This is a genomic window from Nocardia sp. (assembly GCF_025465275.1).
Taxonomy (GTDB): domain Bacteria; phylum Actinomycetota; class Actinomycetes; order Mycobacteriales; family Mycobacteriaceae; genus Nocardia.
Window position 1 is genome coordinate 12,533 of record NZ_JAODNK010000138.1, and the last position, 22,907, is coordinate 35,439.

At 67.3% G+C, this 22,907-nt stretch carries 16 protein-coding genes; 9 read left to right on the forward strand and 7 right to left on the reverse strand.

Translation table 11 applies throughout. The features are described 5' to 3' along the window. Positions 1-272: 272 nt before the first annotated feature. Entirely contained in the window at positions 273-1,139 is an 867-nt protein-coding gene (locus JWN03_RS30265; RefSeq protein WP_297622156.1) for an alpha/beta fold hydrolase, read from the reverse strand. A gap of 343 nt (positions 1,140-1,482) precedes the next feature. On the opposite strand from JWN03_RS30265, the gene guaA reads away from it, so the two are divergent. Further along, the gene (guaA, locus tag JWN03_RS30270; protein WP_297622158.1) at positions 1,483-3,042 is read left to right on the forward strand and encodes a glutamine-hydrolyzing GMP synthase; all 1,560 of its coding nucleotides are present in this window, start codon (positions 1,483-1,485) and stop codon (positions 3,040-3,042) included. 238 nt (positions 3,043-3,280) lie between these two features. Here guaA and JWN03_RS30275 read toward each other — a convergent pair whose 3' ends face one another. From JWN03_RS30275 to JWN03_RS30290, 4 genes are all read right to left on the reverse strand, one after another. Next, positions 3,281-3,481, reverse strand: a complete 201-nt coding sequence (locus tag JWN03_RS30275; protein WP_297622160.1) for a hypothetical protein — start codon at positions 3,479-3,481, stop codon at positions 3,281-3,283. Continuing rightward, complete coding sequence (locus tag JWN03_RS30280; RefSeq protein WP_297622162.1) at positions 3,474-5,204, reverse strand: PspC domain-containing protein; 1,731 nt, start codon at positions 5,202-5,204, stop codon at positions 3,474-3,476. Before JWN03_RS30280 ends, JWN03_RS30275 begins: the two co-directional genes overlap by 8 nt. A 198-nt stretch (positions 5,205-5,402) precedes the next feature. After that, positions 5,403-9,563: an nSTAND1 domain-containing NTPase gene (locus tag JWN03_RS30285; protein ID WP_297622164.1), complete on the reverse strand. Its 4,161-nt coding sequence runs from the start codon at positions 9,561-9,563 to the stop codon at positions 5,403-5,405. A 131-nt stretch (positions 9,564-9,694) separates the two neighbouring features. Further along, positions 9,695-10,339 (reverse strand): MspA family porin, encoded by a 645-nt coding sequence (locus JWN03_RS30290; protein WP_297622166.1) that lies wholly within the window; start codon positions 10,337-10,339, stop codon positions 9,695-9,697. A 366-nt stretch (positions 10,340-10,705) separates the two neighbouring features. Between JWN03_RS30290 and JWN03_RS30295 the strand changes: the two genes are divergently transcribed. Together JWN03_RS30295 and JWN03_RS30300 are read left to right on the forward strand one after the other, a co-directional pair. Then, positions 10,706-12,004 carry an ATP-binding protein gene (locus tag JWN03_RS30295; protein ID WP_297622168.1) on the forward strand — a complete coding sequence of 433 codons (1,299 nt, stop codon included), beginning with the start codon at positions 10,706-10,708 and terminating at the stop codon, positions 12,002-12,004. A 22-nt stretch (positions 12,005-12,026) separates the two neighbouring features. Next, positions 12,027-12,656, forward strand: coding sequence for a response regulator (locus JWN03_RS30300; protein WP_297622216.1), 630 nt, complete (start codon positions 12,027-12,029; stop codon positions 12,654-12,656). Positions 12,657-12,796: 140 nt separating this feature from the next. Here the strand turns inward: JWN03_RS30300 and JWN03_RS30305 are convergent, their stop codons facing one another. After that, complete coding sequence (locus tag JWN03_RS30305; RefSeq protein ID WP_441343085.1) at positions 12,797-13,927, reverse strand: serine/threonine-protein kinase; 1,131 nt, start codon at positions 13,925-13,927, stop codon at positions 12,797-12,799. Between the two features lie 261 nt (positions 13,928-14,188). On the opposite strand from JWN03_RS30305, the gene JWN03_RS30310 reads away from it, so the two are divergent. The 5 genes from JWN03_RS30310 (at position 14,189) to JWN03_RS30330 (ending at position 19,790) form a co-directional block, all read left to right on the forward strand. Further along, positions 14,189-15,043: a hypothetical protein gene (locus JWN03_RS30310; protein WP_297622172.1), complete on the forward strand. Its 855-nt coding sequence runs from the start codon at positions 14,189-14,191 to the stop codon at positions 15,041-15,043. A 323-nt stretch (positions 15,044-15,366) separates the two neighbouring features. After that, the gene (locus JWN03_RS30315; RefSeq protein WP_297622174.1) at positions 15,367-17,199 is read left to right on the forward strand and encodes a Y-family DNA polymerase; all 1,833 of its coding nucleotides are present in this window, start codon (positions 15,367-15,369) and stop codon (positions 17,197-17,199) included. A gap of 204 nt (positions 17,200-17,403) precedes the next feature. Beyond that, entirely contained in the window at positions 17,404-18,162 is a 759-nt protein-coding gene (locus tag JWN03_RS30320) for an alpha/beta fold hydrolase (protein ID WP_297622176.1), read from the forward strand. A gap of 84 nt (positions 18,163-18,246) precedes the next feature. Next, positions 18,247-18,807 (forward strand): YdeI/OmpD-associated family protein, encoded by a 561-nt coding sequence (locus JWN03_RS30325; protein WP_297622178.1) that lies wholly within the window; start codon positions 18,247-18,249, stop codon positions 18,805-18,807. Continuing rightward, positions 18,804-19,790 (forward strand): sucrase ferredoxin, encoded by a 987-nt coding sequence (locus JWN03_RS30330; protein ID WP_297622180.1) that lies wholly within the window; start codon positions 18,804-18,806, stop codon positions 19,788-19,790. Before JWN03_RS30325 ends, JWN03_RS30330 begins: the two co-directional genes overlap by 4 nt. 168 nt (positions 19,791-19,958) lie before the next feature. Here the strand turns inward: JWN03_RS30330 and JWN03_RS30335 are convergent, their stop codons facing one another. After that, positions 19,959-20,627, reverse strand: coding sequence for a TetR/AcrR family transcriptional regulator (locus JWN03_RS30335; protein ID WP_297622182.1), 669 nt, complete (start codon positions 20,625-20,627; stop codon positions 19,959-19,961). Positions 20,628-20,782: 155 nt separating this feature from the next. Between JWN03_RS30335 and JWN03_RS30340 the strand changes: the two genes are divergently transcribed. Then, entirely contained in the window at positions 20,783-22,822 is a 2,040-nt protein-coding gene (locus tag JWN03_RS30340; RefSeq protein WP_297622184.1) for a CocE/NonD family hydrolase, read from the forward strand. Positions 22,823-22,907 lie beyond the last annotated feature (85 nt).

The following is a 22,907-nucleotide window of genomic DNA, read 5'->3' on the forward strand; positions in this document are numbered from 1 at the left end:
CGTGGTGCGGTTGGGTGCCGAGACGATTTCGGGGGTGCCCCGGGAGTTACCCGGGCCTCACGAGATCAGTTGTCGCCTTTACGAACACAGCCACACTTCAGACCGCTGCAGGGCACACGGTGATACGCACCGAGGCAGTCATTGCCCAGTCCATAAATCGTGAGGGATAGCGGCCCATAATCTTCGCCCCCTGTTCACACGCCTTCGGGCGTGATGGGCAGGGGGCGAAGTCATTTCGGTGGGTGCCCCGCGGGGTGGGTTGAATCCCGTTTCTACTGTTCGGGATTGCGGGGGATGGGTGTTCCGGCCGAAATTTCGCTGATGCGGATGCGGGGGGACGTGGTGGTGGAGCGGGAAGTTATGTGGTCGTGCAGGAATTCTCGGATGGCGGTGTTGACGGCTGCGGGGTGGGTCATGCTCACGGTTTGGCGGCCGCCGTCGATTTCGAGGTAGCGGGCGTCGGGGAGGCGGTCGGCGAGTTCGCGGGCGTGGGCGCGCGGGACGCCGCTGTGGGTGGGGTGGATAACCAGTGCGGGGCAGGTGATCTGGTGTAGTCGGTCGAGGATCGAGTCGCGGGTGAGGAGGGCGCCGGCGGCCACCTCGATGGCATTGGGGTCGCGGGCCAGCCAGCGTTCGACCCAGACGGTGCGGGAGCACTCGTCGTCGCCGATGAGCCAGTGCGCCAGATGATCCGCCAGGGCCGGGCGCGGGCCGTCTTCGTTCCATTTGTCCAGGAAATTGCGGGCATTGGCGAGTTCGGCGCGGGAGGGTTCGTGCGCTTCGGTGCTCATCAGCACGAGTGCCGCAACACGTTCGGGCGCGAGCAGGGCCGCACGCAGCGCGATGAACCCGCCCTGCGAAATCCCGCCCAGCACTGCCTGCTGCGTGCCGAGTTGATCCAGCACGGTCAGCGCGTCGCGGGCGCAGGTCCAGTAGGTGAACGGCAGCCCCTCGTCACGAGTGCGGCCGTGCCCGCGAGCATCCCAGGACACCAGCCGGAACTCGGGCGTCAATGCCGCCGTTTGCGAGGCGAACATTGTTCTGTCCATGAGGAATTCGTGCCCCAGCAGCAGTACCGGACCCTCGCCCCCGCTGTCCTCGTAGTGGATCTCTGCATCGATCGCACGGGCGAATGGCACGAAGTAGAGGATAGCCAGCAGGGGCGACAAACAGCGCCGCTTTCCCGGCCACCGGTTCGCCCGGGGCCCCTGGACCCGCTGTTCCGGGCCGGATTACCCGCCGATCCCGCGACGCTAGGCCCTACCCGAATACTGGCAGGTGGTCTACGGTCCGCCGTGCGATCTGTCTCTTGCGTAAGCTGACAACTGATCTCGCGAGGTCGGGGTAACTCCCCGGGTACCCCCAAAATGGTTTCGGCTCTCAACCGCACTACGCGTCCCTAACAGCTAACGGCATCCGAGCCGGGCGCTAAAGGTCCGGGGTGGCGGGTCTGTGTCCTATGTCGCTCTTTAGACTGACTCGGTGGCAGATACCCAGCGACCAGTCCTTGTTGTCGACTTCGGCGCACAGTATGCGCAGCTGATCGCGCGCCGGGTGCGCGAGGCCAGCGTGTACTCCGAGGTGGTTCCGCATACGGCCACCGTCGAGGAGATCGCGGAGAAGAACCCCCTCGCCGTGATTCTTTCGGGTGGTCCGTCCAGTGTGTATGCCGAGGGGGCGCCGCAGCTGGATCCGCGGCTGTTCGACCTCGATGTGCCGGTGTTCGGTATCTGCTACGGCTTTCAGGCCATGGCGCAGGCGCTCGGCGGCACTGTTTCGCATACCGGAACCCGGGAATACGGGCGTACCGAGTTGAGTGTGGACGGCGGCATTCTGCACGGCGGATTGCCGACCCGGCAGCCGGTGTGGATGAGCCACGGTGACGCGGTCACCGATGCGCCCGCCGGTTTCGAGGTCACCGGTACTTCCGCCGGTGCGCCGGTTGCCGCGTTCGAGAATTTGGAGCGGCGGCTCGCGGGTGTGCAGTACCACCCCGAAGTACTGCATTCGCCGCACGGCCAGCAGGTGCTGAGCCGGTTCCTGCACGAGATCGCCGGGATTCCCGCGGCGTGGACGGCGTCGAATATCGCCGAGGCGCTGATCGCGCAGGTGCGCGAGCAGGTCGGTGACGCGCATGCCATCTGTGGTCTGTCCGGCGGTGTGGATTCCGCGGTGGCGGCGGCGCTGGTGCAGCGTGCCATCGGCGACAAGCTGACCTGTGTGTTCGTCGATCACGGACTGCTGCGGGCCGGCGAGCGGGAGCAGGTGCAGCGCGATTTTGTCGCCGCCACCGGCGCCCGGCTGGTGACCGTCGACGCGGTGGACAAGTTCCTCGGTGAGCTGAAGGGCGTCACCGATCCGGAGGAGAAGCGCAAGATCATCGGCCGGGAGTTCATCCGGGCGTTCGAGGATGCGGTGTCCGAGGTGGTCGGCGAGCAGGGCGAGACCAAGGTCGAATACCTGGTGCAGGGCACGCTCTACCCCGATGTGGTCGAGTCCGGCGGCGGCACCGGCACCGCGAATATCAAGAGCCACCACAATGTCGGCGGTCTGCCGGACGATCTCGAATTCGATCTGGTCGAACCGCTGCGCCTGCTCTTCAAGGACGAGGTCCGCGCGGTCGGCCGTGAGCTCGGGCTGCCCGAGGAAATTGTTGCGCGCCAGCCGTTCCCGGGGCCGGGTCTGGCCATTCGCATTATCGGCGAGGTGAATCAGGATCGGCTGGACCTGCTGCGGCAGGCCGATGCCATTGCCCGCGAGGAGCTCACGGCCGCCGGTCTGGACAAGCAGATCTGGCAGTGCCCCGTGGTGCTGCTGGCCGATGTGCGCAGTGTCGGCGTGCAGGGCGACGGCCGCACCTACGGTCATCCGATCGTGCTGCGCCCGGTGTCCAGCGAGGACGCCATGACGGCCGACTGGACCCGCCTGCCGTACGAAGTGCTGGAACGCATTTCGACCCGCATCACCAATGAGGTGCCGGACGTCAACCGCGTCGTGCTCGACGTGACGAGCAAGCCGCCGGGCACCATCGAATGGGAGTGAGGTGACGACTGATTTCGTGAGGGCCGGGTAACTCCCCGGGTACCCCCGGAAATCGGTTCGGCACCCAACCGCCGGTACGCGTCCTCAACCGGCAACGGCACTCAGCTGTGCGCCTAAGTCGCGGAGAGGCGGAAGAGAAGGCCCCTCGCCGTTACCGGCGAGGGGCCTTCTGCCTTCTCGGAGGGCAGTCCTCGAAGGCGTCCGCGCTGCCCCGGCGAGGGTGGGGCAGCGCGGCGAGTTAGTCGCTGTTCTTACGCGGCGACAGAACCAATACGATACCGACAACGATTGCGGCGATCACCACGATCCACCCCAGTGACAGTCCACCTGATACCGGCCAGGAGTGCGGGCCGATGAAGGCCCACACGCTCACACCGAGTCCCAGCAGTCCTGCCAGTAGCAGCGAGAACGACGGACGACGATTCTTCTGCTCAGCCACGATTCACCTCCGCGTTTCCCATCTGCACATCGACGGTCAGATTCAGCACCGGACCCGTTGCAGGCCCTGACATTCCGCTCACACAGTTCGAATCACCCAGGCGCACATTGCACGTCGTATCGACGCGCAGATTCTGGGGCAGTACCACCCTGGCGTCACCCATGCGCACCGAGACCTTGACGGCCCGATCCTCGGTGAGCTGCAGTTTGCTCAGATCGAGCGTCGCCGAGCCCATCGAGACGTGATACGCCGGCAGCAGTTCGGTCCCCGCTACCGCGGTCCACTGGTGATCGCCCATCGAGCCCTTGTCGAATTCGATGGGGCCGATCAGCGAGGACAGAATGACGAAACCGGCAAGGGGCGCAAGGAGAACCATGAGTCCGTAGCCGCGCCGCAGGAAGGCGCCGACGATCAGGCCGAGCGCGATCACCGCCAGTGCGGCGGCGCCGATGCGGCTGGGCGTCATCCACTCCACACCCGAGGCTGCCGCCGCTCCGGCAGCGGCTGCGGCCAGGATGGCCAGGCCGATCACCATGAGGGTCAGGCGCGAACGGGGTTTGCGCGGCGCGCTCTGCACCGGCAGCGTCTGCTGGACCGGGCCGGGACCGGGTTCGGGCAGATCCCAGGCCAGCGGGGCCACGCCGAGCGGATCCCAGCCGGGTGGGGTGGGGCCGAAATCGGGGGAGATGGGTGCGGGGCCGTAGGCGGTGTAGGGGCGCTCGGATGCGGACGGAATCCGGTGCAGCGCAGGCGGTGTGCCGTCGGACGGCAGCTGATCCTGTGGCGCTTCCGGTTCGGTGGTGCCGCCGCCCGCCCCGGCGTCGTTCTGGTTAGGGGAGTCGTTCTGGTCCGTGGCGCCCGAATCCTTGCGGAGTACGACCGTCGCCTGGTCGCCGTCGGGTGCCGGAACATCCTGAGTGCCCGTGGTATTCGACTCGGCCTTACGCAGCACGACAGTCTCGGATTCCGCAGCAGGAGTCGAAACATCCTGCGCTACATCCTGGTCGGCCTTCGGTACTGCGGTGTCCTGAGTCGGAACCTCGGCTTCTGGTGAAAAGCTCTGCCGGGCAAAGGCTTCGGTCGGAGCCTCCGAAGCCGGCGGCTGCTGGTTCGGATCGGGTTCGTAGCTGTCTGGGAGCTTCGTGTACGGCCCGTAGGTGTCGAATGGTGCTGTGGTGCCCGGGTATCCGGTCCAGAACGGTGAGTTCGCGACGGGGAATTCGCCGAGTGTGGCATCCGCGGCCGTCTGCGACAGATAATCCTGCGGCGGCGCGGGTTGCCGCTGGTGCAGCAGCCACCAGCCGGCCAGCATGAGCGCGAAGCTGATCACCCCCGACCCGCCCAGCCCGACGCCGACGGGACCCACCGTGGTGACGGCGATGCCCAGCGCCACCAGCAGCACAATGGTCTTGGACGAGGTCTGCGAGCTCTGCCCCCGGCCGAAAAGCGATTCCGCCGCGGAGGATTGGTCGCCCGACTGGCTCAATAGCAGCCAGGCCATCAGGTAGAGCACGATGCCCGCCCCGCCGAATAGCGCCGACGTCACGAACGCGACCCGCACCAGCACCGGATCCACGTTGTACCGCCGCCCGAACCCGGCCGCGACACCCGCGATCGGACCGTTGTTCGGCAGCCGCACCGGCCGGGTCTGCCACATGTCGTGAAGCTGATCAGCGAAGCCGGCACGCCCGGTGCCCCTGGACCAGTCGCTCGTTCTCGTCATGGGGTCCATAGTCGTTGCGGGGCCGCTCCGGGCGCATCGGGGAACACCCTGAAACACCACCTGAACTTGCCTGGCGCGGTGCGATCGGGTCGGTCGATGCGAAATCGGTGCGCCGTCCGCCGGGCCGCGATCGGATGGTCAGCGCAAGACCGGGTCCGCCGCCCGCCGCGCTGGTGAACTGCCCGGTGGCCGCATCAGTCAGTTGCAGGGCGGCTGATAAGGCAGTTGCGGTAGATAGCGCTGCCACAGTTCTGGACTCCACATCGCGCCGGTGACGGTGCAGATGCGATCGATGGCGTGCTGTTCGTCCAGATCCCACAGGTGCACCGTGCCGTCTCTGGAGCTCGAGGCCACGTGCCGCCCGTCGGGTGCGAGTGCGGCATTCCAGGCGTACGCGTCGGATTGCACCAGGGTGCCGATATTCGCGGGGTGGGCCCGGTCGGTGAGGTCCCACTCTTGCAGTGTGCCGTCCACGCCGACGGTGACCAGGGTGCGGGAGTCCGCGGTGAACCCGACCGGCTGGATGGGCAGAGTGTTCGCGGTGAACGGCGCACCGAGCCGGACCGGTTTCGCCGGATTGCCGATGTCCCATGCCTGGATCAACTCGTTGCTGGTCGTGATCATGGTCTTGTGGTCGGGCGTGAGGGCGCCGGTGTCGATCTCCGAGGCGGGTTGGCGCACCAGCTCCGAGATCCGTTGCGGTTGTGCCGGATCGGCGATGTTCCACAACGTCATGGAGAACTCCCGATGTGCGGCCGTCTCGGTGGTCGAAAGGACGATCAATGTGCTGCCGTCGGGACCGAACAGGGGCATGCTGTGGCCCTCCGGCATCGGAAATCGATCGCCGACGGCCTTCGGCTGGACCGTATTCGAGAAATCCCACAGCTGCACCATGTTCCCGCTGGTGGTGGCCATGAGCCGAAGATCAGCGCTGAAGGTCATGCCGGCGGGTGCAATGGAGGTGGGAATACGCCATTCACCACGTTGCCGGATATGCGCGGCGTCGGACGCGTCGAGCGTCTGCACGGCGCCGTGCAGGTAATCCAGTACCAGGAGCGTGTTGCCGTCTGCGGACAGTTGTGCCCATTCGTAGGCGGTGTCGGCGCGATACTCACCGATTCGCTTGGGTATCTGAGGATTTCGGATATCCCACAGCGCTATGCGGCCGTCGCCGGAGTTGGTGGCCATGCGGGCGCCGTTCGCGGCGATTATGGGTGGCGCGGCCCACCCGGTGCGCCCGGTGAGCACGGCGGGCGGCAGTGACCAGATCTGAATGTCGCCACTGAGACCGCCGGCCGCCACCGCACGCCCGTCGGGGGCGAAGTCGAAGGTTGTGGGGCCGCCGGAGCAGGGCGTCGTCAGGCTGTCCAGGTGGCACAGGGTGGGACTCATTGTCATTTTGTCGATCGAGCGGATCGGGGCGGCCGGATCGGTGACGTTCCAGAGTGTCGGTCCGCGACTGCCGCTTGTCGCTAGCAGGTCGCCGTTCGGTGAAAATTCCATCGTGGACAGGCTGAGGCGGTCGGTGGACAGCGTCGACAACAATCGCGCGTGTAGTGGATCCGCGATATCCCACAGCTGCACATTGGAATTGGTCCCACCCGTCGCGCTGCCGTTGTAGTCGGCGCCGACGGCGAGAACGGTGCCGTCGGGGCTGAAGGCGAAGGCGATCAGCGGGCCTGCGTTGGTGCCGCTGACGGACGGGGTCACCAGCGTGGGATCGGCCGGGTCGGCGACATCCCACAGCTCTGCGGTGTTGGACATGGTGTCGCCATTGTTGTTGATGCGGCCCAGCAATTTGCCGTTCGGGCTGAAGCCGATCGGACCGATCATTCCGGACGCGTGTTCGTCGCGCACCTGCTTGGACGAGGTCAGGATCGGGGCGGCGGGATTGCTCACGTTCCAGAGCGTGAGGCGCGTGAGGGTCAGTGCGGCCAGCGTGCGGCCGTCGGGTGTGAATGCCACCCAGGCATCCTGCGCATCGGTCAGGCCGGGCATGGTGGTGAGACGGCGAGGTGTCGCCGGTGCCGAGATATCCCACAGCGTGACAGCATGATCGGGCGCATCGCGCATATTTGTGGTGACCATCAGGGGGCTCTGCGAGCTCAGGGCGATTTCACTGATCCCGCTGATCTGCTGCCCCAGCGCCCGCGGATGCCTCGAGTCGGTGTTGTCCCACAGTCGCAGACTGCCGTCGTTCTCGGACAGTGACGCCAGTACCTTGCCACCGGGCTGGTACAGGATCCTCTTGACGGCCTGCGAATGGGCGGCGGTGGTCGTGACCAGCGGGCTGGCCTCGGTCTGCCACAGCCGGGACCGCACGGCCGAATCGCCGGGATGCATACGCCAGGCGATCAGATTCAGCTGTGCCGCGAGTGACGGATCCGTTTGCTGCGCTTGATCGGCGGCGGTGAGGACGGCGGCGAAATCCTTGTCATTGCGCCGCTGATCGGCGAGGCGGTTCTGGTAATAGAGCCCGGAGGCCGTGATCAGCAGGACCACTGCGAGAAACACGAGGTTGATCCGCCTGTACCGGGAGCGGCGGCGGGTCTTCTTCTGTGCGGTCGTTGCGGCGGTGAGGAATTCGCGGGCCAGTGGGCCGACCGGGGGTGGGTCGACATTGTCGAGAGCGTTGTGGAGGCGGGTGCCGCGGTAGAGGAGGGAGGAATCGCGTTCCTGGGCAGCCCATTCGGCGGCATCGGTTTCGAGGCGCTGGCGGGTGAGGTAGCCGACTCGGTCCTCGTCGATCCAGGCGCGGAGGCGGGGCCAGGCGGTGAGGACGATTTCGTGGGTCAGCGTGACCGCGTCCGAATCCAGGGTGATCAGGCGGGTGCGGGAGAGCAATTCCAGTGCGGCGGTGGCATCTTCGGGGTTGGTGACTCGGCGGAGCAGCTCCGAGCGCTGTGCGATGCGGCGGGTGTCGCGGGAATCCTGGGTGACGGTGACAAGCCCGAGCAGGATCGACTTCGCGGCTTCGCGTTGGGTGGAAGAGAGTTCGTTCCAAGCGTATTCGGCGGTTTCGGCTACCGAGCCGACCACACCGCCCGCATTGCGGTAGCCGTTGACGGTGAGGCGGCGCCCTTCCCGGTGCTGCCAGGTCGCGGCCATGACATGCGAGAGCAGGGGCAGCGCGCCCGGATCGTAGGTGCGGCGGCCGTGATGGTCACCGGCGCCGCACAATTCGGTGATCACCAACTCTTCGAGACCGGGTTCCAGCTCCAGGCCGACGGCCCGCGCCGGACCCGAAATCGCCTGGGCCAGCTCGTCCGGGCGCATCGGGCCGAGCAGGTAGCTGCGATGCTCGAGGGCATCCTGCAGGACCAGGTAGTTCAGGCAGTGCGCGTAGAAGTCGGCCCGCAGGGCGACAACCACGGCGATCGGATCATCGGCGCGTCCGGCGCAGCCGTTCAGAACCGTCAGGAACTCCTCGCGCTCCTGCTCGCTGTCGCAGGCGGTGAACAGCTCCTCGAACTGATCGATGATCAGCAGTCGCCGCGGACGGTCGCTGCGCGGAGTCAGTGCCGCGCGGACCGTCGCGACCTGGATTGCGGTGGACGCGGTGCCGGGATCTTCTGGGGCAGAATCTGATTCCGATCCGATTCCATACCCCGATCCGGTCCTGGTCGGCGATTTTGGCGCATCTTGTGGGTTCGAGGCGGCTGCTGATTTCAGTGTGGTCCCGGTCCCCGCGCCGGGTACCGGGTGCGGGTCCGCTGTGGCCTGTGAGGCCGGCACGTTGCCCGTGACGGCTTCGAGGAGGGCGGTGAGCGGGTGTGCGCCCGGGGTGAGAGCGGTTGTCTCCCAGTCGGTGAGGGTGGGGAGCAGGCCCGCGCCGAGTAGGGAGGATTTGCCCGCGCCGGAGGCGCCGATGACGGCGACCAGGCCGGTGGCCGCGCGGACCAGGGCGGTGAGTTCCGTGGTGGCGCGGGTGCGGCCGAAGAACAGGGTGCGATTCTCCGGGCGGTAGGAGGTCAGGCCCGGGTAGGGGCAGGCGGCGTGGTCGTCCTCGTCGGGGTTCCAGGTGGTGGCGGCATGCCAGAGGCGTTGCCATTCGCGGGTTTCCGCGAGTTCGCGGGGGAGTGGATGCCCGCCTTTGCGGGCGAGTTCGACGAGGGTGAGCACCACCGGGAGCAGGGATTCGAAGCGGGCCGGAACATTTCGGCCGGCTTTCCAATCGCTGATGCGCTGGGCGGACGCACCGCCCGGGCGATTGCCCTGGGCGCCGCGCATACGGGTTTCCGCCGCGGTGGCGACCCGGCGGAGTGTCGGATTGCCCGCGGCTTCATAGAGTTCGGTGAACCGCTGGGTGAAAAGCGCTCGTGGTGAACGGTTCCGCTCCTCGGTTTCCCCGGTCACCATGGTGCGTCCCCTATGTGCCTGTCCCCCACGAGCATCAGGCCAATTTAGCTGCTGCGCGGCAGGATCGCCGATGCGGCGGCACAACGTGGTGTTGCGCCGCCGCAGGGCATCGAGCCGGCGGATTCGCCGGATCACAGCGCGACCGGGTCGCCGATGACCCAGTCGCCCGCATCCGCCTCGGGCGAGGTGGCCTCGATGATCGTGTACGCCTGTACCGTCAGCGGTCCGCCGCAGCCGTTCACGGTGAGCCGGTAGTCGTGGTCGACGATGTAGCCGGTGCCGCCGGCGGGCAGCTCCTTCTCACCGAGCTTGACGTCGTTGATCTTGCCGGGCGTGATGGACAGATCCACGCCGATGCTGCCGCCGATGGTGGGGGCGATGCTCACATTCGCGGACGGTGTCACCAGATCCGTCCCGGCGCTCACCCCCACCGAGGCGTCGGCGGTGATGCCCACATTCGCCGATATATCGAACTTCACATCCAGATCGACGGCGCAGGCGACGAAGTAGCCGGTGCGGATCTTGCCGGTGCCGCCCTGCACCCGCCCGTAGGAAGTGTTGTCCAGGTACACCTCCCGACTGGTCGGCATCCCGTTCAACGGCGGCACCACCCGGGCGGCATTGTCGGTATGCCCGACGGTGATCGACATGCCATTGGGTGCGGTGGTGCTCTTCTCGTGCGGCGCCAGAGCGTCGGCATGTACGACGCCCATCCCGGCGCCGAAGGTGAGTCCGGCTGCGGTGACAGCGGCGGCGAAAGCGGTTTTGACGATCATTGGTTCCTCCCCGAACCTGTTGCGCCGCTGCGGTAGCGGTCGCGGTGTGGAACTCGCTGGTCCCGAGGAGAAAGTTAGGGAGGACACCCGGTGCGGGCCGAGTCCCTTATGTGTTCGAGCGAGCAGTAACTGCTGGTGAGAGGGGTCGCGATCGGTTCTCCGGTCCGGTCAGCCCGGTTTCGTCCGGCCGCTGCGCCCGTCGTCCGGTCCGGTGCGTCCGAGCGCGCCGCCGAAATGCGGTCGGTCCGATTTCCGTGCAGTTCAGGGCCGGTTTTCTGTCCGGACCGGACAAACCGGCGGTCTCAGGGCCGGAATGGGGGTGTTTCCCGATGTTGCCTGTCACCGTGGCATGCCAGTATCGGAGATATGTATCCGTCCGCGCCCCTGTTCGACCCTGCCCGTGGGGCGCTCGATCCTGCGCGCACGGTGGTGGCGCAGCCGCAGCGCTTGCTGCGGCGCTCCGGCGGCCGGGTGGTCGGTGGGGTGGCCGGCGGTCTGGCCGATCATCTCGGCATCGATGTTTTCAAGGTGCGCATAGCGTTCGTCCTGCTGTCCGGGCTGCTCGGGGCCGGGGTGGTGGCCTACGGGTTGCTGTGGATCTTCACGCCGGGCGGCGGGGACGCGGTGAAGCCGTCGGCGTCGGAGCGGCGGCAGGCCATCGGGCTGGTGCTGCTCGGGCTGGCGCTGTCAGTCGGCATGTCGTGGTTGTTCAACGGGACGGCCGCGCAGGTGGTGGGGCCGATCATTGTGGTCGCCATCGGTGCGGCGCTGGTGTGGCGCGAATTCGATGCGGACGGGCCGAGATCCGCCATCGGGTTGCCGTCGCGGCCGTCGGTGGTCACCTGGGCGCGCATTGTCGCCGGCGCGACGCTGATCGTGGTCGGGCTGGGTGTGGTGGTGCTGGCGCGCATCAATCTGAGTTCGCTGGGTTCGGCCCTGCTGGCGGTGGCGGTCACCCTGGTCGGGGCCGGGCTGCTCACGGTGCCGCTGTGGCTGCGCATGGTGCGGGCGCTGAATGATGAACGCGCGGCGCGTATTCGCAATGACGAGCGCGAGGAGATCGCCTCGCATCTGCACGATTCCGTGCTGCAGACGCTCGCCCTGATCCAGCGGCAGGCCGGGGATCAGCACGAGGTGGTGCGGCTGGCGCGCAGTCAGGAGCGGGAGCTACGTAAGTGGCTGTTCGACGACACCGGGCCGGCGCAGTCGAGTCTGGTTGCGGCGCTGCGCACCATTGCCGGTGAGGTGGAGGATCAGCACGGGGTGAAGGTCACGCCGGTGACGGTGGGCGATGTGACCATGGATGTCGACGACAGCGGTATCGGCCTGCCCAAGGAGCATTTCACCGCGCTGCTGGGCGCCAGCCGCGAAGCGCTGGTGAATGCCGCCAAACATGCCGAGGTGCCGTCGATCGACCTGTTCGCGGAGGCCGAACCGCATCAGGTGAGCGTCTTCGTGCGGGACCGGGGCAAGGGTTTCGATGTGAACGCGGTCGAATCCGACCGGCAGGGTCTGACCAGATCCATTCGCGCCCGTATCGAACGGCGCGGCGGGCATGTGGAGATCACGTCGACGCCCGGGCGTGGCACCGAGGTGCGAATCACCATGCCCCGCAAGGATGGTGCCGACGAACGTATTGTGGTGCAGCACGACTCTGCCGAATGAGGAGCTTGTGGTGAGTGTCCGGGTGTTTCTGGTCGACGATCATGCCGTGTTCAGGTCCGGGGTGCGGGCCGAACTGAGTCGTGAATCCGATATGGAGGTGGTCGGCGAGGCCGGCGGGGTGGCCGAGGCCATTGCCGGAATCAAGGCGACCACACCGGATGTGGTGCTACTCGATGTGCACATGCCCGACGGGGGCGGGGTGGCGGTGCTGCAGGGTGTCGAGGCGGGGCCGGTGTGCTTGGCGCTCAGCGTCTCCGATGCGGCCGAGGATGTGATCGCGGTGATTCGCGCGGGTGCGCGCGGCTATGTCACCAAGACGATCTCGGGTTCCGAACTCGCGGACGGCATTCGGCGGGTGGCGGGCGGCGATGCCGTATTCAGCCCGCGCCTGGCCGGTTTCGTGCTGGATTCGTTCACCGGCAGGTCCCAGGTGCCCGAGCCGCCGCTCGATCCGGAACTGGACTCGCTCACACCGCGTGAGCTGGAGGTGTTGCGCCTGCTGGCGCGCGGCTACACCTACCGGGAAATCGCCGAGAACCTGTTCATCTCGGTGAAGACGGTCGAGACGCACGCCTCCAACGTGCTGCGAAAAACCCAGCAGTCCAACCGCAATGCTCTGACTCGCTGGGCACACCGCCGCCGCATCGACTGACCCGCCTCCCCGGAACTTTGGCGCACGGCTGGGTGCCGTTGACGGTCGTGCACGCGTGCTGGCGGCCGGGGGGCGAACCGATTTTGGACGTACCCGACGAGTTACCCGGGCCTCACGAAATCAGTTGTCACCTTCGCGAATTACAAAACAACAAGAATCACGATGATGATCAGCAGGCCGATGAGCAGGCCGATCGCTACCGCCAGGGGCCCGGCATTGGGCCCGAGCTTGGAGATGTCGAAGCCCTTCGACTTCTGCTGCGGGGCAGCGGGTGCGGCGGCGGAGTTGGCGCGCTGCGGGCGGGGGAGCGGGCTGGAGTGCGGGCTGCGCAGTCCGGCAGCGGAATTGCGGGCCGCCCAGGCCGGAATGGTGCCGTCGTCGGTGCGCACCGGCGCACCGAGAATGTAGGGCGCGGTACCGGGACCGAAAGCCGCGGTGAGGATTTCATTGCGCGCCTCGGCCATGGTGGGGCGCCGCTGCGGCGCCGGTTCCATCATGTGCAGCAGGACCGAGGTGAGCGGTCCGCTGCGCTGCGGTGGAATCACCTGCGCCATGGCGGCGCGTTCCACGATCACCCCGCTGTCGTCGTGGAAGCCGTACGGCGGCTGACCCTCCATGGCGGTGTACAGCGTTGCGCCGAGCGAGAATACGTCGCTGGCGGTGGTCGGCTGGGCGCCGCGCGCGACCTCCGGCGGCAGGTAGGCGGGGGTGCCGGTGATGACATCGCCCACATCGTCGGCATCGCCCGCGGCGCTGGAGATGCCGAAGTCGCTGAGCTTGACCATGCCGACCTCGTCGCCGCGATCGGCGACCAGGATATTGCCGGGCTTGATGTCACGGTGCACGATGCCCGCGGCGTGTGCGGTGGCCAGTGCGTCGGCGACCTGTGCGCCGATCTGCGCGACCTCGATCGGGGAGAGCGCGTTTGTCAGCGAGATCGCCTTGGCGACACTGCGCGAGGGCAGGTACTCCATCACCAGCCAGGGCTCGCCGTTCTCGAGCTCGACGTCGTACACGGCGATGGCGTGCTCGTGCGACAGCTTCGCCGCCACCCGGCCCTCGTGCATGATGCGTCGCCGCACCTCCTGGGCCTCGTGCTCATTGAGTCCGGCGGTGGTGAGCACCTGCTTGATGGCGACATCGCGGTTGAGTAGGCGGTCTTTGGCCAGCCACACCGCACCCATGCCGCCGCCGCCGAGCTTCGATTGCAGACGGTAGCGGCCGGCCACCAGGTAATCGGGGCCGACGATGGGACGGGCGCGTTCGGTCACGGGTGCAGGGTAGCGGAAAACCATCCTGACTGGCCTGGTTCGAAACTCGAGGTTTGCGCCACTGCCTCTTGACGCGCGTCGAGGCTCGAGTTCTACTGTGCTTGAATCGAACATATATTCGACTATCGTGAGTAGCTGGGTTGGTGCTGGCTTATCCGTCCCGGACCTGTAGGGGGTTCGGGATGTGGCTTCGGCGCAGTGTGGTGGAGCCGTGCGCTCTTGGGAATTGGGTCCCCATCGATTGGGAGAGGTGGTCGATAGATGGGTTCGGCGGAGGAATCGAAACAGGTGCAGCTGGCCGAATTGCGGCGGCGCATGGCGGCGATTCCGGCGCGTGGCGCCGAGGCGGTGGTACGCCTGCCGGGCGGGCAATCGCGCGCGGCAACGCGGCAAGTGCAGCCGGTGGCGGCGGGTTCGCGACCGGAGGCGGGTCCGCCGCCGATGACCGAGGGCGCGCGGGTACCGGCCGCGGGGTTGCGGCGTGAGTCGCTGCCGGTGCCGCCCGCGCTCGAAAACCTTTTGCCCGAAGGCGGTTTGGCGAAGGGGTCGGTGGTCTTGTACTCCGGTGCCAATTCTTTGCTCTCCGGTTTGCTGGCCTCGGTCACCGGTTCCGGCGGTCATGCCGCGGTTGTCGGCGTGCCACGCTTCGGCTTGCTGGCAGCAGCGGAAATGGGTGCGCGACTGGACCGTTTGGCTGTTGTCGTCAACCCCGGCCCGGACCCGCTCGAAGTCGCCTCGGTGTTGCTGGATGGCCTGGATCTGGTGATTCTCGGCTTGAACGGTGCTTCGGTGCCCATGTCACGCACGCGAGTACTCACCGCTCGCGCCCGTAGCAAGGGCTCCACGCTGGTGGTTACCGGTGGTTCCTGGGCCGGTCCCGTGCTGCGCATCGACAGTCAGGTGGCCGGGTACAGCGGTCTGGGACGCGGTTGCGGCCGATTGCGCACCGTCCGGCTGGATGTCTCCGTGCACGGCCGCTCCGCCCAGCCCCGGCAGGGTCATCTGGCCCTGCGCCCCAGCAACGGCCGGGTTGAATGGGTACACACGAATCCCCCTGTCCTCGAATCCCATACCGCCCCCGACCCTCTGAGCGCCGACCGCCATGCTGTCTCCTGACTGTCGAGCTTTGTCCGCCGTGCCGTCTCTTGCCCGCCGAGCTCTGTCCGCCGTGCCGTCTTTCGGCTGCCGAGCTTTGCCCGCCATGCGGTCTCTTGACCGCCGAGTGGCCGCCCGTTATGCCGTCTCTTGACTGCCGAGTGGCCGACCGCGGTTGGCAGCGCTGTGTCGCGGGTTAGCGGCCGTGGCGTGCAGATGTTCCCGCGCGCAATTTCGCATGCTGCGCAAGGAATCTGGCGTTATTTCGTGCGCTGCGCACCAACTTGTGCGCGGCGGGTGGTGAGACTGCTCGAGCGTCAGCTCGGTAGTGCGGCAGTGATGAGATGGGTGTGAAAGCGCGGCGGGTATTGGCGGTGTGGTGCCTGGATTGGCCTGCGGTGGCGGCGGCTGCCGAGGCGGGGTCGCCGGTCACCCGTCCGGTGGTGGTGTTTTCGGCTAATCGGGTGACCGCGTGTTCGGCGTCGGCGCGGGCGGAGGGGATTCGGCGCGGGCTGCGGAAGCGGGAGGCGCAGGGGCGTTGCCCGGATCTGCTGGTGGCGCAGGATGATCCGGATCGGGATGCGCGGTTGTTCGAACCGGTGGTGGCGGCCGTGGATGCGACCGTGCCGGGTGTGGAGGTGCTGCGGCCGGGGCTGCTGGTGTTGTCCGCGCGCGGCGCCGCCCGCTTCTTCGGGTCGGAAGAGGCTGCGGCGGAACAGCTTGTGGACGCGGTGGCGGCGGTCGGGGTGGAATGCCAGATCGGCATTGCCGACGAGCTGTCCACGGCGGTGCTCGCCGCTCGCCGCGCCACCATTGTGCCGACCGGTAAAGGTGCGGAATTCCTTGCGCCGCTGCCGGTCTCCGAATTATCGGTGGAACCTGCCCTGGCCGCACCGGAACGCGCCGACCTGGTGGATCTGCTGCACCGCTTGGGATTACGACGGATCGGCGATTTCGCCGCGCTCACCCCCGCCGAGGTGGCGTCCCGCTTCGGCACGGATGCCATTGCCGCGCACCGCTGTGCCCGTGCCGAACCGGAGCGCCCGCCCTCCGCGCAGACCCCCGCCCCGGACCTGACGGTGGAGTACCGCTGCGATCCCCCGATCGATCGCGTCGACGCCGCCGCCTTCGCCGGTCGCCTGCTCGCCACCCGCCTGCACGAGGGCCTCTCCGCCGCCTCGATGGCCTGCACCCGCCTCGTCATACACGCGGAAACCGAAGCAGGCGAACAGTTTTCCCGCACCTGGCGCTGCGCCGAACCCCTCACCCCCGACAGCACCGCCGACCGCATCCGCTGGCAACTCGACGGCTGGCTCACCCGCCGCTCCCTGGACCGCGCCCGCCGCGCGCGCTCCACCGGGCGTGGAGCATTCGGCCGCAACGTGGAGCCGCGCTCGTACGGAAACGGCACGACGGCGTACTCATCCGGCCGCAGCAAGGGTGCGTTCAGCCGCGATACTGATTCGACTGGTCGTGACACGAGTTCGAGTGGGCGTGGTGCCGGATCGGCTGAGCGTGGCGCCGGACCGAGTGGGCGTGGCTCGGAATCTGCTGGGGTGGAGCAGGACTCGGATGGATGGGCGGAGTGGGACGAGGTGCCGGGTTCTCCTATTACCCTGCTGCGGCTGGAGCCGGTGGAGGTGGTTTCGGCGGGGGCGTTGCAGCTCGGGTTGTGGGGTGGGGTCGGTGAGGATGAGGAGCGGGCTCGGCGGGCGCTGGTTCGGGTGCAGGGGTTGCTGGGTGGGGATGCGGTGCGGTTGGGGGTGCTCAGCGGGGGGCGCGGGCCTGCGGAGCGGATCACCATGGTGACGCTGGGGGAGGAGCCAGTGCCTGCGGCGGATCCGGCGCAGCCGTGGCCGGGGCGGTTGCCGGAGCCCGCGCCGACCGTGGTGTGGGTGAGCCGGCCGGAGGTGCGGGTGGAGGCGGCGGACGGGTCTCCGGTGTGGGTGACCGACCGCGGTCTGTTCACCGCCGATCCGGCGCAGCTGCACTGGGGCCGGCGGTCCTGGCGACTGATCGGATGGGCGGGCCCGTGGCCGCTGGACGACCACTGGTGGACTCACGAGTTCCAGTACGGTTTCGCCGCCCGCGCCCAGGTCCTGCTGGACGAGGACATACGCGCCCTACTGCTGCTCGGCTACAACCGCACCTGGCATGTCGAGGGCCTCTACGAGTGAATCGGGCCATGCTGCCGTACCAAAAACAGCCCGTGTCTGAATCGCGCAGCCTCTGCAAGGCGTGTGCGGCTCAGACACGGGCTGTGCCGTTGATGGAGCCGGCCGGGCGACGGGGTGGCGGGGTAGCAGCGGGCTGGTCATCGGGTTATGGCGGTGCGCACAACCTGCGGCGGTGTGGGAGGCGGGTCCGTAGGCTGGTTGATCGTGGAGACGGTCACCCGGGTCGAGTTCGAAGACGTGCTGATCGCCTATCGGGATTCCGATGCGGCGGGGCATGGGTCGAGCGATGTGCCGGTGGTGCTGGTGCACGGGATGGGCGGGGACGGGCACACCTGGGATCGGTTCGCGGCGCAGTTGGTGCGGCAGGGGCGGCGGGTGATCATTCCGGATCTGCGGGGGCACGGCCGGAGCGGGCACGCCGCTTCGTATCGTTTTCCGGAGTTCGGCGCGGATGTGCTGCGGCTGTGCGATCGGCTCGGCCTGGAGCGGGTCGATCTGGTCGGGCATTCGCTGGGTGGTTACGCGGTGTCGTGGGCGGCCATGGAGCGCCCGGAATTGGTGCGGCGGCTGGTTATTGAAGAGCAACCGCTGCCCCTGCGTTCCGGGGACGAGCAGATGACGCTGACCCGCCGGTTGCCGTCGCTGCCGGAGCTGTGGCACGCCACCAGCAGTCTGGTCCGGCATCCGCGCGCCGTGCTGGCTTTCGACCGCGCCATGACCGGCACCGCGCTGGAGCAGTTCCGCAAACCACTGCCGGAATGGTGGGAGGGCCTGCCCGAGATCGCGGCGCCGCTGCTTTTCCTGCGCGGCGGCCCGGGCGGCATGGTCGACCCGGCGAAATTGGAATTGCTGCGCGCCGCCGTTCCCGAGTGCACGGTGCGGGTCTTCAGTTGCGGGCACAGCATTCACCGCGACCGTTATCAGGAATTCGCGAGCACGGTCCTGCCCTTCCTGGGGCACTGAGCTGGTGCGTTCGGCGAAGCGCCGGACAATTGCGTTTTACGGGGACCGAACACCGGAGGCCGCGGCGGAATCTACAGTTAGACGGTGTCCGCACTCGAGCGTCCTACCCTGTTCTTCGCCGATGAGCAGTCGTTTCGGGAATGGCTGGCGGCCAATCATGCTGCCGTCGACGGTATTTGGATGAAATTCGCGAAAAAAGGGACCGGCTGGGTATCGCTGGACCATGCCCGCGCACTCCGGCAGGCCCTGTGTTTCGGCTGGATCGACGGGCAGGCACGGCCACTGGACGAGGAGTTCTATCTGGTCGGATTCACCCCGCGCCGCCGCCGTAGTCCGTGGTCGCAGCGCAATGAGGGGCTCGTCGCGGAGCTGATCGAGCAGGGCCTCATGCATCCGGCGGGGCAGGCGGAGATCGACCGCGCCAAGGAGGACGGCCGCTGGGATAATGCCGCCGGCCGCGATCTGCCGGAGGATTTCCTCGCCGCCCTCGCGCTCAATCCCGAAGCGGCGACCTTCTTCGAGACGCTGCCCGCGCAATCACGAATCGTCGTCGGCTATCACCTGGGCAGTGCGGTGCGGCCGGAAACGCGCGCACGTCGCCTCGAGCAGTTGATTCGCAAACTGGCCGACGGGCAGCCGCTGTGACGGCGTTCGAGGGACTGGCCTGTTCGGCTGCCGCGCGGGAGATTCCACTACCCGGCAGCGCCACCCGCATCACCGGCTGGCTGTGTATAGAGCAGCCCGGAGCGTGGGGCCGCGATGTGATCGGTGACGAGGTGCTCGGCCCCGAGATCACCGCCGAACTGGCGGCGCGCACCAAGGCCGCCCACGTGCGTCCCATGGTGATCCGCCGTCCCGGGCGTTATGAATTCAATGGTGTGCGCACGGTTCTCATCGCCAGTTCCCGGCCCGAGGGCTCCTGGTGTGAGCGCTTCGAGATCACCGACCTCAAACAATTGCTGGATCTGGACCTGCACCTGCTGAATGGCCCGCCGCCGGGAATCGGTGCGCTGGTGGAGGAACCGGTGGTGCTGGTCTGCGCGCACGGTAAGCGCGATCAGTGCTGCGCCCTGCTCGGTCGTCCGATCGCGGCCGGTCTGTCCGATCTGTACCCGGACCGAGTCTGGGAGTGCTCGCACACCGGTGGTCACCGGTTCGCCCCGGCAGTGGTTCTACTGCCCACCGGCCTGACTTACGGTCGCATGGACGGGGATTCGGCTGTCGCCATGGTCGATGCTGCCGACCGCGGCGAGATATCGCTGACCGGTTTCCGTGGCCGGGGTTGCTACACAGCGGTCGAACAGGTCGCGGAAGTGGCTGTCCGCCAAGAGATCAGCGATGAGGCCTATACCCGTCGCGCCACGGACGGCCATGCGGAGCCCACCACCGGTGCTGCCGACCCGGGCGCAAGAATAGACGACCTCACTGTCGAACCGGCCGAAATCGACCCTGCCACAACAAAAGACCCCGCCACCTTCGCGGGTGCGGCTCGAGTAACCCACCGCGATGGCCGCCGCTGGCTGGTCACCACCCGCACCGTCGCCTACGCCCCGCGCCAAGCCAGTTGCGGCGCCGCCCCCAAACCCGCCACCGCGGTGGTCGTCGACGGGATCCATCCGCTGCCCTGAGCCCTCCTGTCATCCCAGCAAGCCCCCCGTCCTCCTTGCAAGCCGCCTGTCATCCCGGCATGAAGCCCCTCGTCATCCCGGCATGCTTTTGGCCGGGATCCACCGCAACCGCGTAGATTCCGGCCAAAAGCGCGCCGGAATGACGAGAAAAGGCGATGGGCATGTCGCTCATCCAGCCTGCCGTGGCTCCGGAACTTCGAAGAGTGCCAGGGTGATTCGATACAGCAGGGGAGTGAGTTCCGGCAGGTCTGCGGCCTGGGAGAAGAGCAGGCAGTCGCGGACGCGGTCGTCGATGGCGCCGATGAGTACGTCGAAGACCTCGGTCTCGATGTCTGCCGGGATATCGCCTGCGGCACGGCCGATTTCGAAGGCGGCGCGCATGCGGGCGGCGAAGATCTTCTTCAGGTCGACACGCTGGCGGGCCACTCGTGGTCCGGCGGCGAAGGCTTCGGTATGCAGGGCGTGCGCGAATTCGCTGTGCTCGGCGAGGAATCGCAGGTACTCGCCGAGCGTGGTGCGGACCAGAGTGCGCCAGTCGGTGCGCGGTGCGGCGGCGATGGCCGCGTCCATGGCGGCGACCACCTGTGCGACCGCCTCGGAGTAGGCCGCCGCGAAGCAGTCTTCGCGGTCGGTGAAGAACTGGTAGAAGGTGCGCCGGGAAATATTGGCGCCGGCCACGATATCGGCCACGGTGGTGGCGGCATAGCCGCGTTCGGAGACCGATTCGAGCACGCTCCACATCATGCGGAAGCGCTGTGAATTCTCCACCGTCAGACGGTCGAGGCCGTGGCTGCCACGGGGCAGCCGGGCGCGGCCGACAGCGGGATCGAGACTCATAAGTCGAGGATAGCCAGTTGTTTCCGCCATGCGGGCACAGCCTTGTGACGGCGGCCTCGAGAGTATGGCGGGCAGCATCATTGCACTCGGACGTGTCGCCCGTTACAGTCACGATCCGTTGGGTACGTCCATGTTTCTTGTGCACGAGGGGTCGGATGAAACTCGGGAATCCGTGGAGTCGCGTCGTGGGCGCACTGGCTCTGATCACGGCGGCGGTGACCGTCGGCGCGCTGGCGACTCCGGTCGCGGCGAGCACGCCGGACGCCGGCGAGCTCGGTGCGCAATGGCTCGGGGCGCAGGACGGGCCGCCGCAGTATCCGGGCGTGCACATCGACTGGGACGTACCCATCACCATGAGTGACGGAACGGTGTTGAAGGCCAATGTCTATCGGCCGATGAACGCCCAGGGGCAGATCGTGGACACCCCGCTCCCGACCATCGTGAATATGACCCCGTACACCAAACTCGTTTCGATGATTGCCGATTCGGCGCTGTCGGTACCGGTGCTGCCGGATATTCTGAGCAATTTCCTGCAGGGCTTCGACCTGTCCGGCGTCGGCCTGGGCGGGCTCACCGACCTCACCAAGGCGCTGCCGGGCGGCGCGGCCCGGCTGTTCACCGCCGACCGCAAGCTGATTCAGAGCGGGTACACGCAGGTCGTCGCCGATGTACGCGGCACCGGGTTCTCCGAGGGTGTGTGGCAGGTCTTCCAGCAGCGTGAACAGCTCGACAGTGCCGAGGTGATCGACTGGGCGAGCAAGCAGTCCTGGTCGGACGGCAAGATCGGTATGAGCGGTATCTCGTACTCGGCCATCAATCAGCTGCATGCCGCCGAACAGCAGCCGCCTGCGCTGAAGGCCATCTTCCCGGTGGAGCCGGGCAGTGATCTGGTGCGCGATGTGCTCGCCACCGGTGGCGCGCTCGGATTCGGTTTCATCCCACCGTGGTTGCTCGGTGTCGACAGTCTCAAGCTCATTCCGGATCTGTCCGCGTTGTTCTCCGGCAGTTTCGACTGGAAGTGGCTGGCGGACCGGCTGCAGAGCCCGATGACGTTCTTCGACTACATCATTCAGGCGCTCACCATCCAGAGCGTGCCGGAGATTCCGGACAATCTGAAGAGCCTGCTGGAGACCGACAGTCCGCTGCGCACCGGCTGGCTCGGCCACCCGGACAAGGTGCGGGTGCCGACCATGGTCTACGGCGGCTGGCACGATATCTTCACCTATTCCGAACCGCGCATCTACAACGCGATTCCGCTGCCGCCCGGGCAGAAGCAGCTGATCATGGGCGATACCTACCATGCGGATCCGGGCAGCGGTTTCGGTGTGCCGGGTGCGCCGCCGCGTATGGATGTGCTGCAGCGCGCGTGGTTCGACCACTGGCTCAAGGGAATTGACAACGGTATCGACGGGTACGGCCCGGTGACGCTGTTCCAGCAGGGCGGATCCTGGACCACCGCGGGCGAATTCCCGCGCAGCGAAGCCGATTACCGCCGCATGTACCTGTCCGGAGCGCCCAGCGGCACCGCCGGCGGCAGTCTGTACGACGGCAGTCTGACCACCGAACCCGGTGGGCCGCAGCGACTTACCGTCGGCGCCGGTGTCATGAGCCTGTGCTCACGCGATGCCGCGCAGATCACCGCCGGCATTACCGCAGTCCTCGACGCCTGCGCCAAGGACGCCCGGCCGATGGAACTCAACGGCCTGACCTTCACCAGCCCGCCCGTCGCCGCGCCGACCACCATCTCCGGCCCGGTGAACCTGCACCTCAATACGGTGCTGGACGCGACCGACGGCTACTGGTCGGCCACCATCAATGATGTTGCCCCCGATGGCCGTTCGACGGTCCTCACCTCGGGCCAGCTGACCGCTTCGCTGCGAAAGGTCGACGACGCCAAGGCATCCCGCTCCGCCAACGGCGACTACACCGATCCCTACCCGTACCTGACCCTGGACACCCGCGAGCCGCTGGTCCCCGGCCGGCCCACCCAACTCGACCTGGGCCTGACCGCCACCGACGCCGTCCTCCAACCGGGCCACCGCCTGCGCGTGGACGTCTTCGCCTTCAACTTCCCCCGCGGCCTTCCCCTTCGCCCCCTCCTCAATGAAAGCCAACTGCTGCCGCAGCACATCGACATCGACCCCAGCGCCCCCAGCTGGATCAATGTCCCCATCGGCGGCAACCCCGGCTGGTAATACACCCTCCACGCGAAAAACTCCTCTGCCCAGGACAGTCACTGGATGGAGGAGTTTTTCTTTGCTCCGGTGTATATGGCTGGCA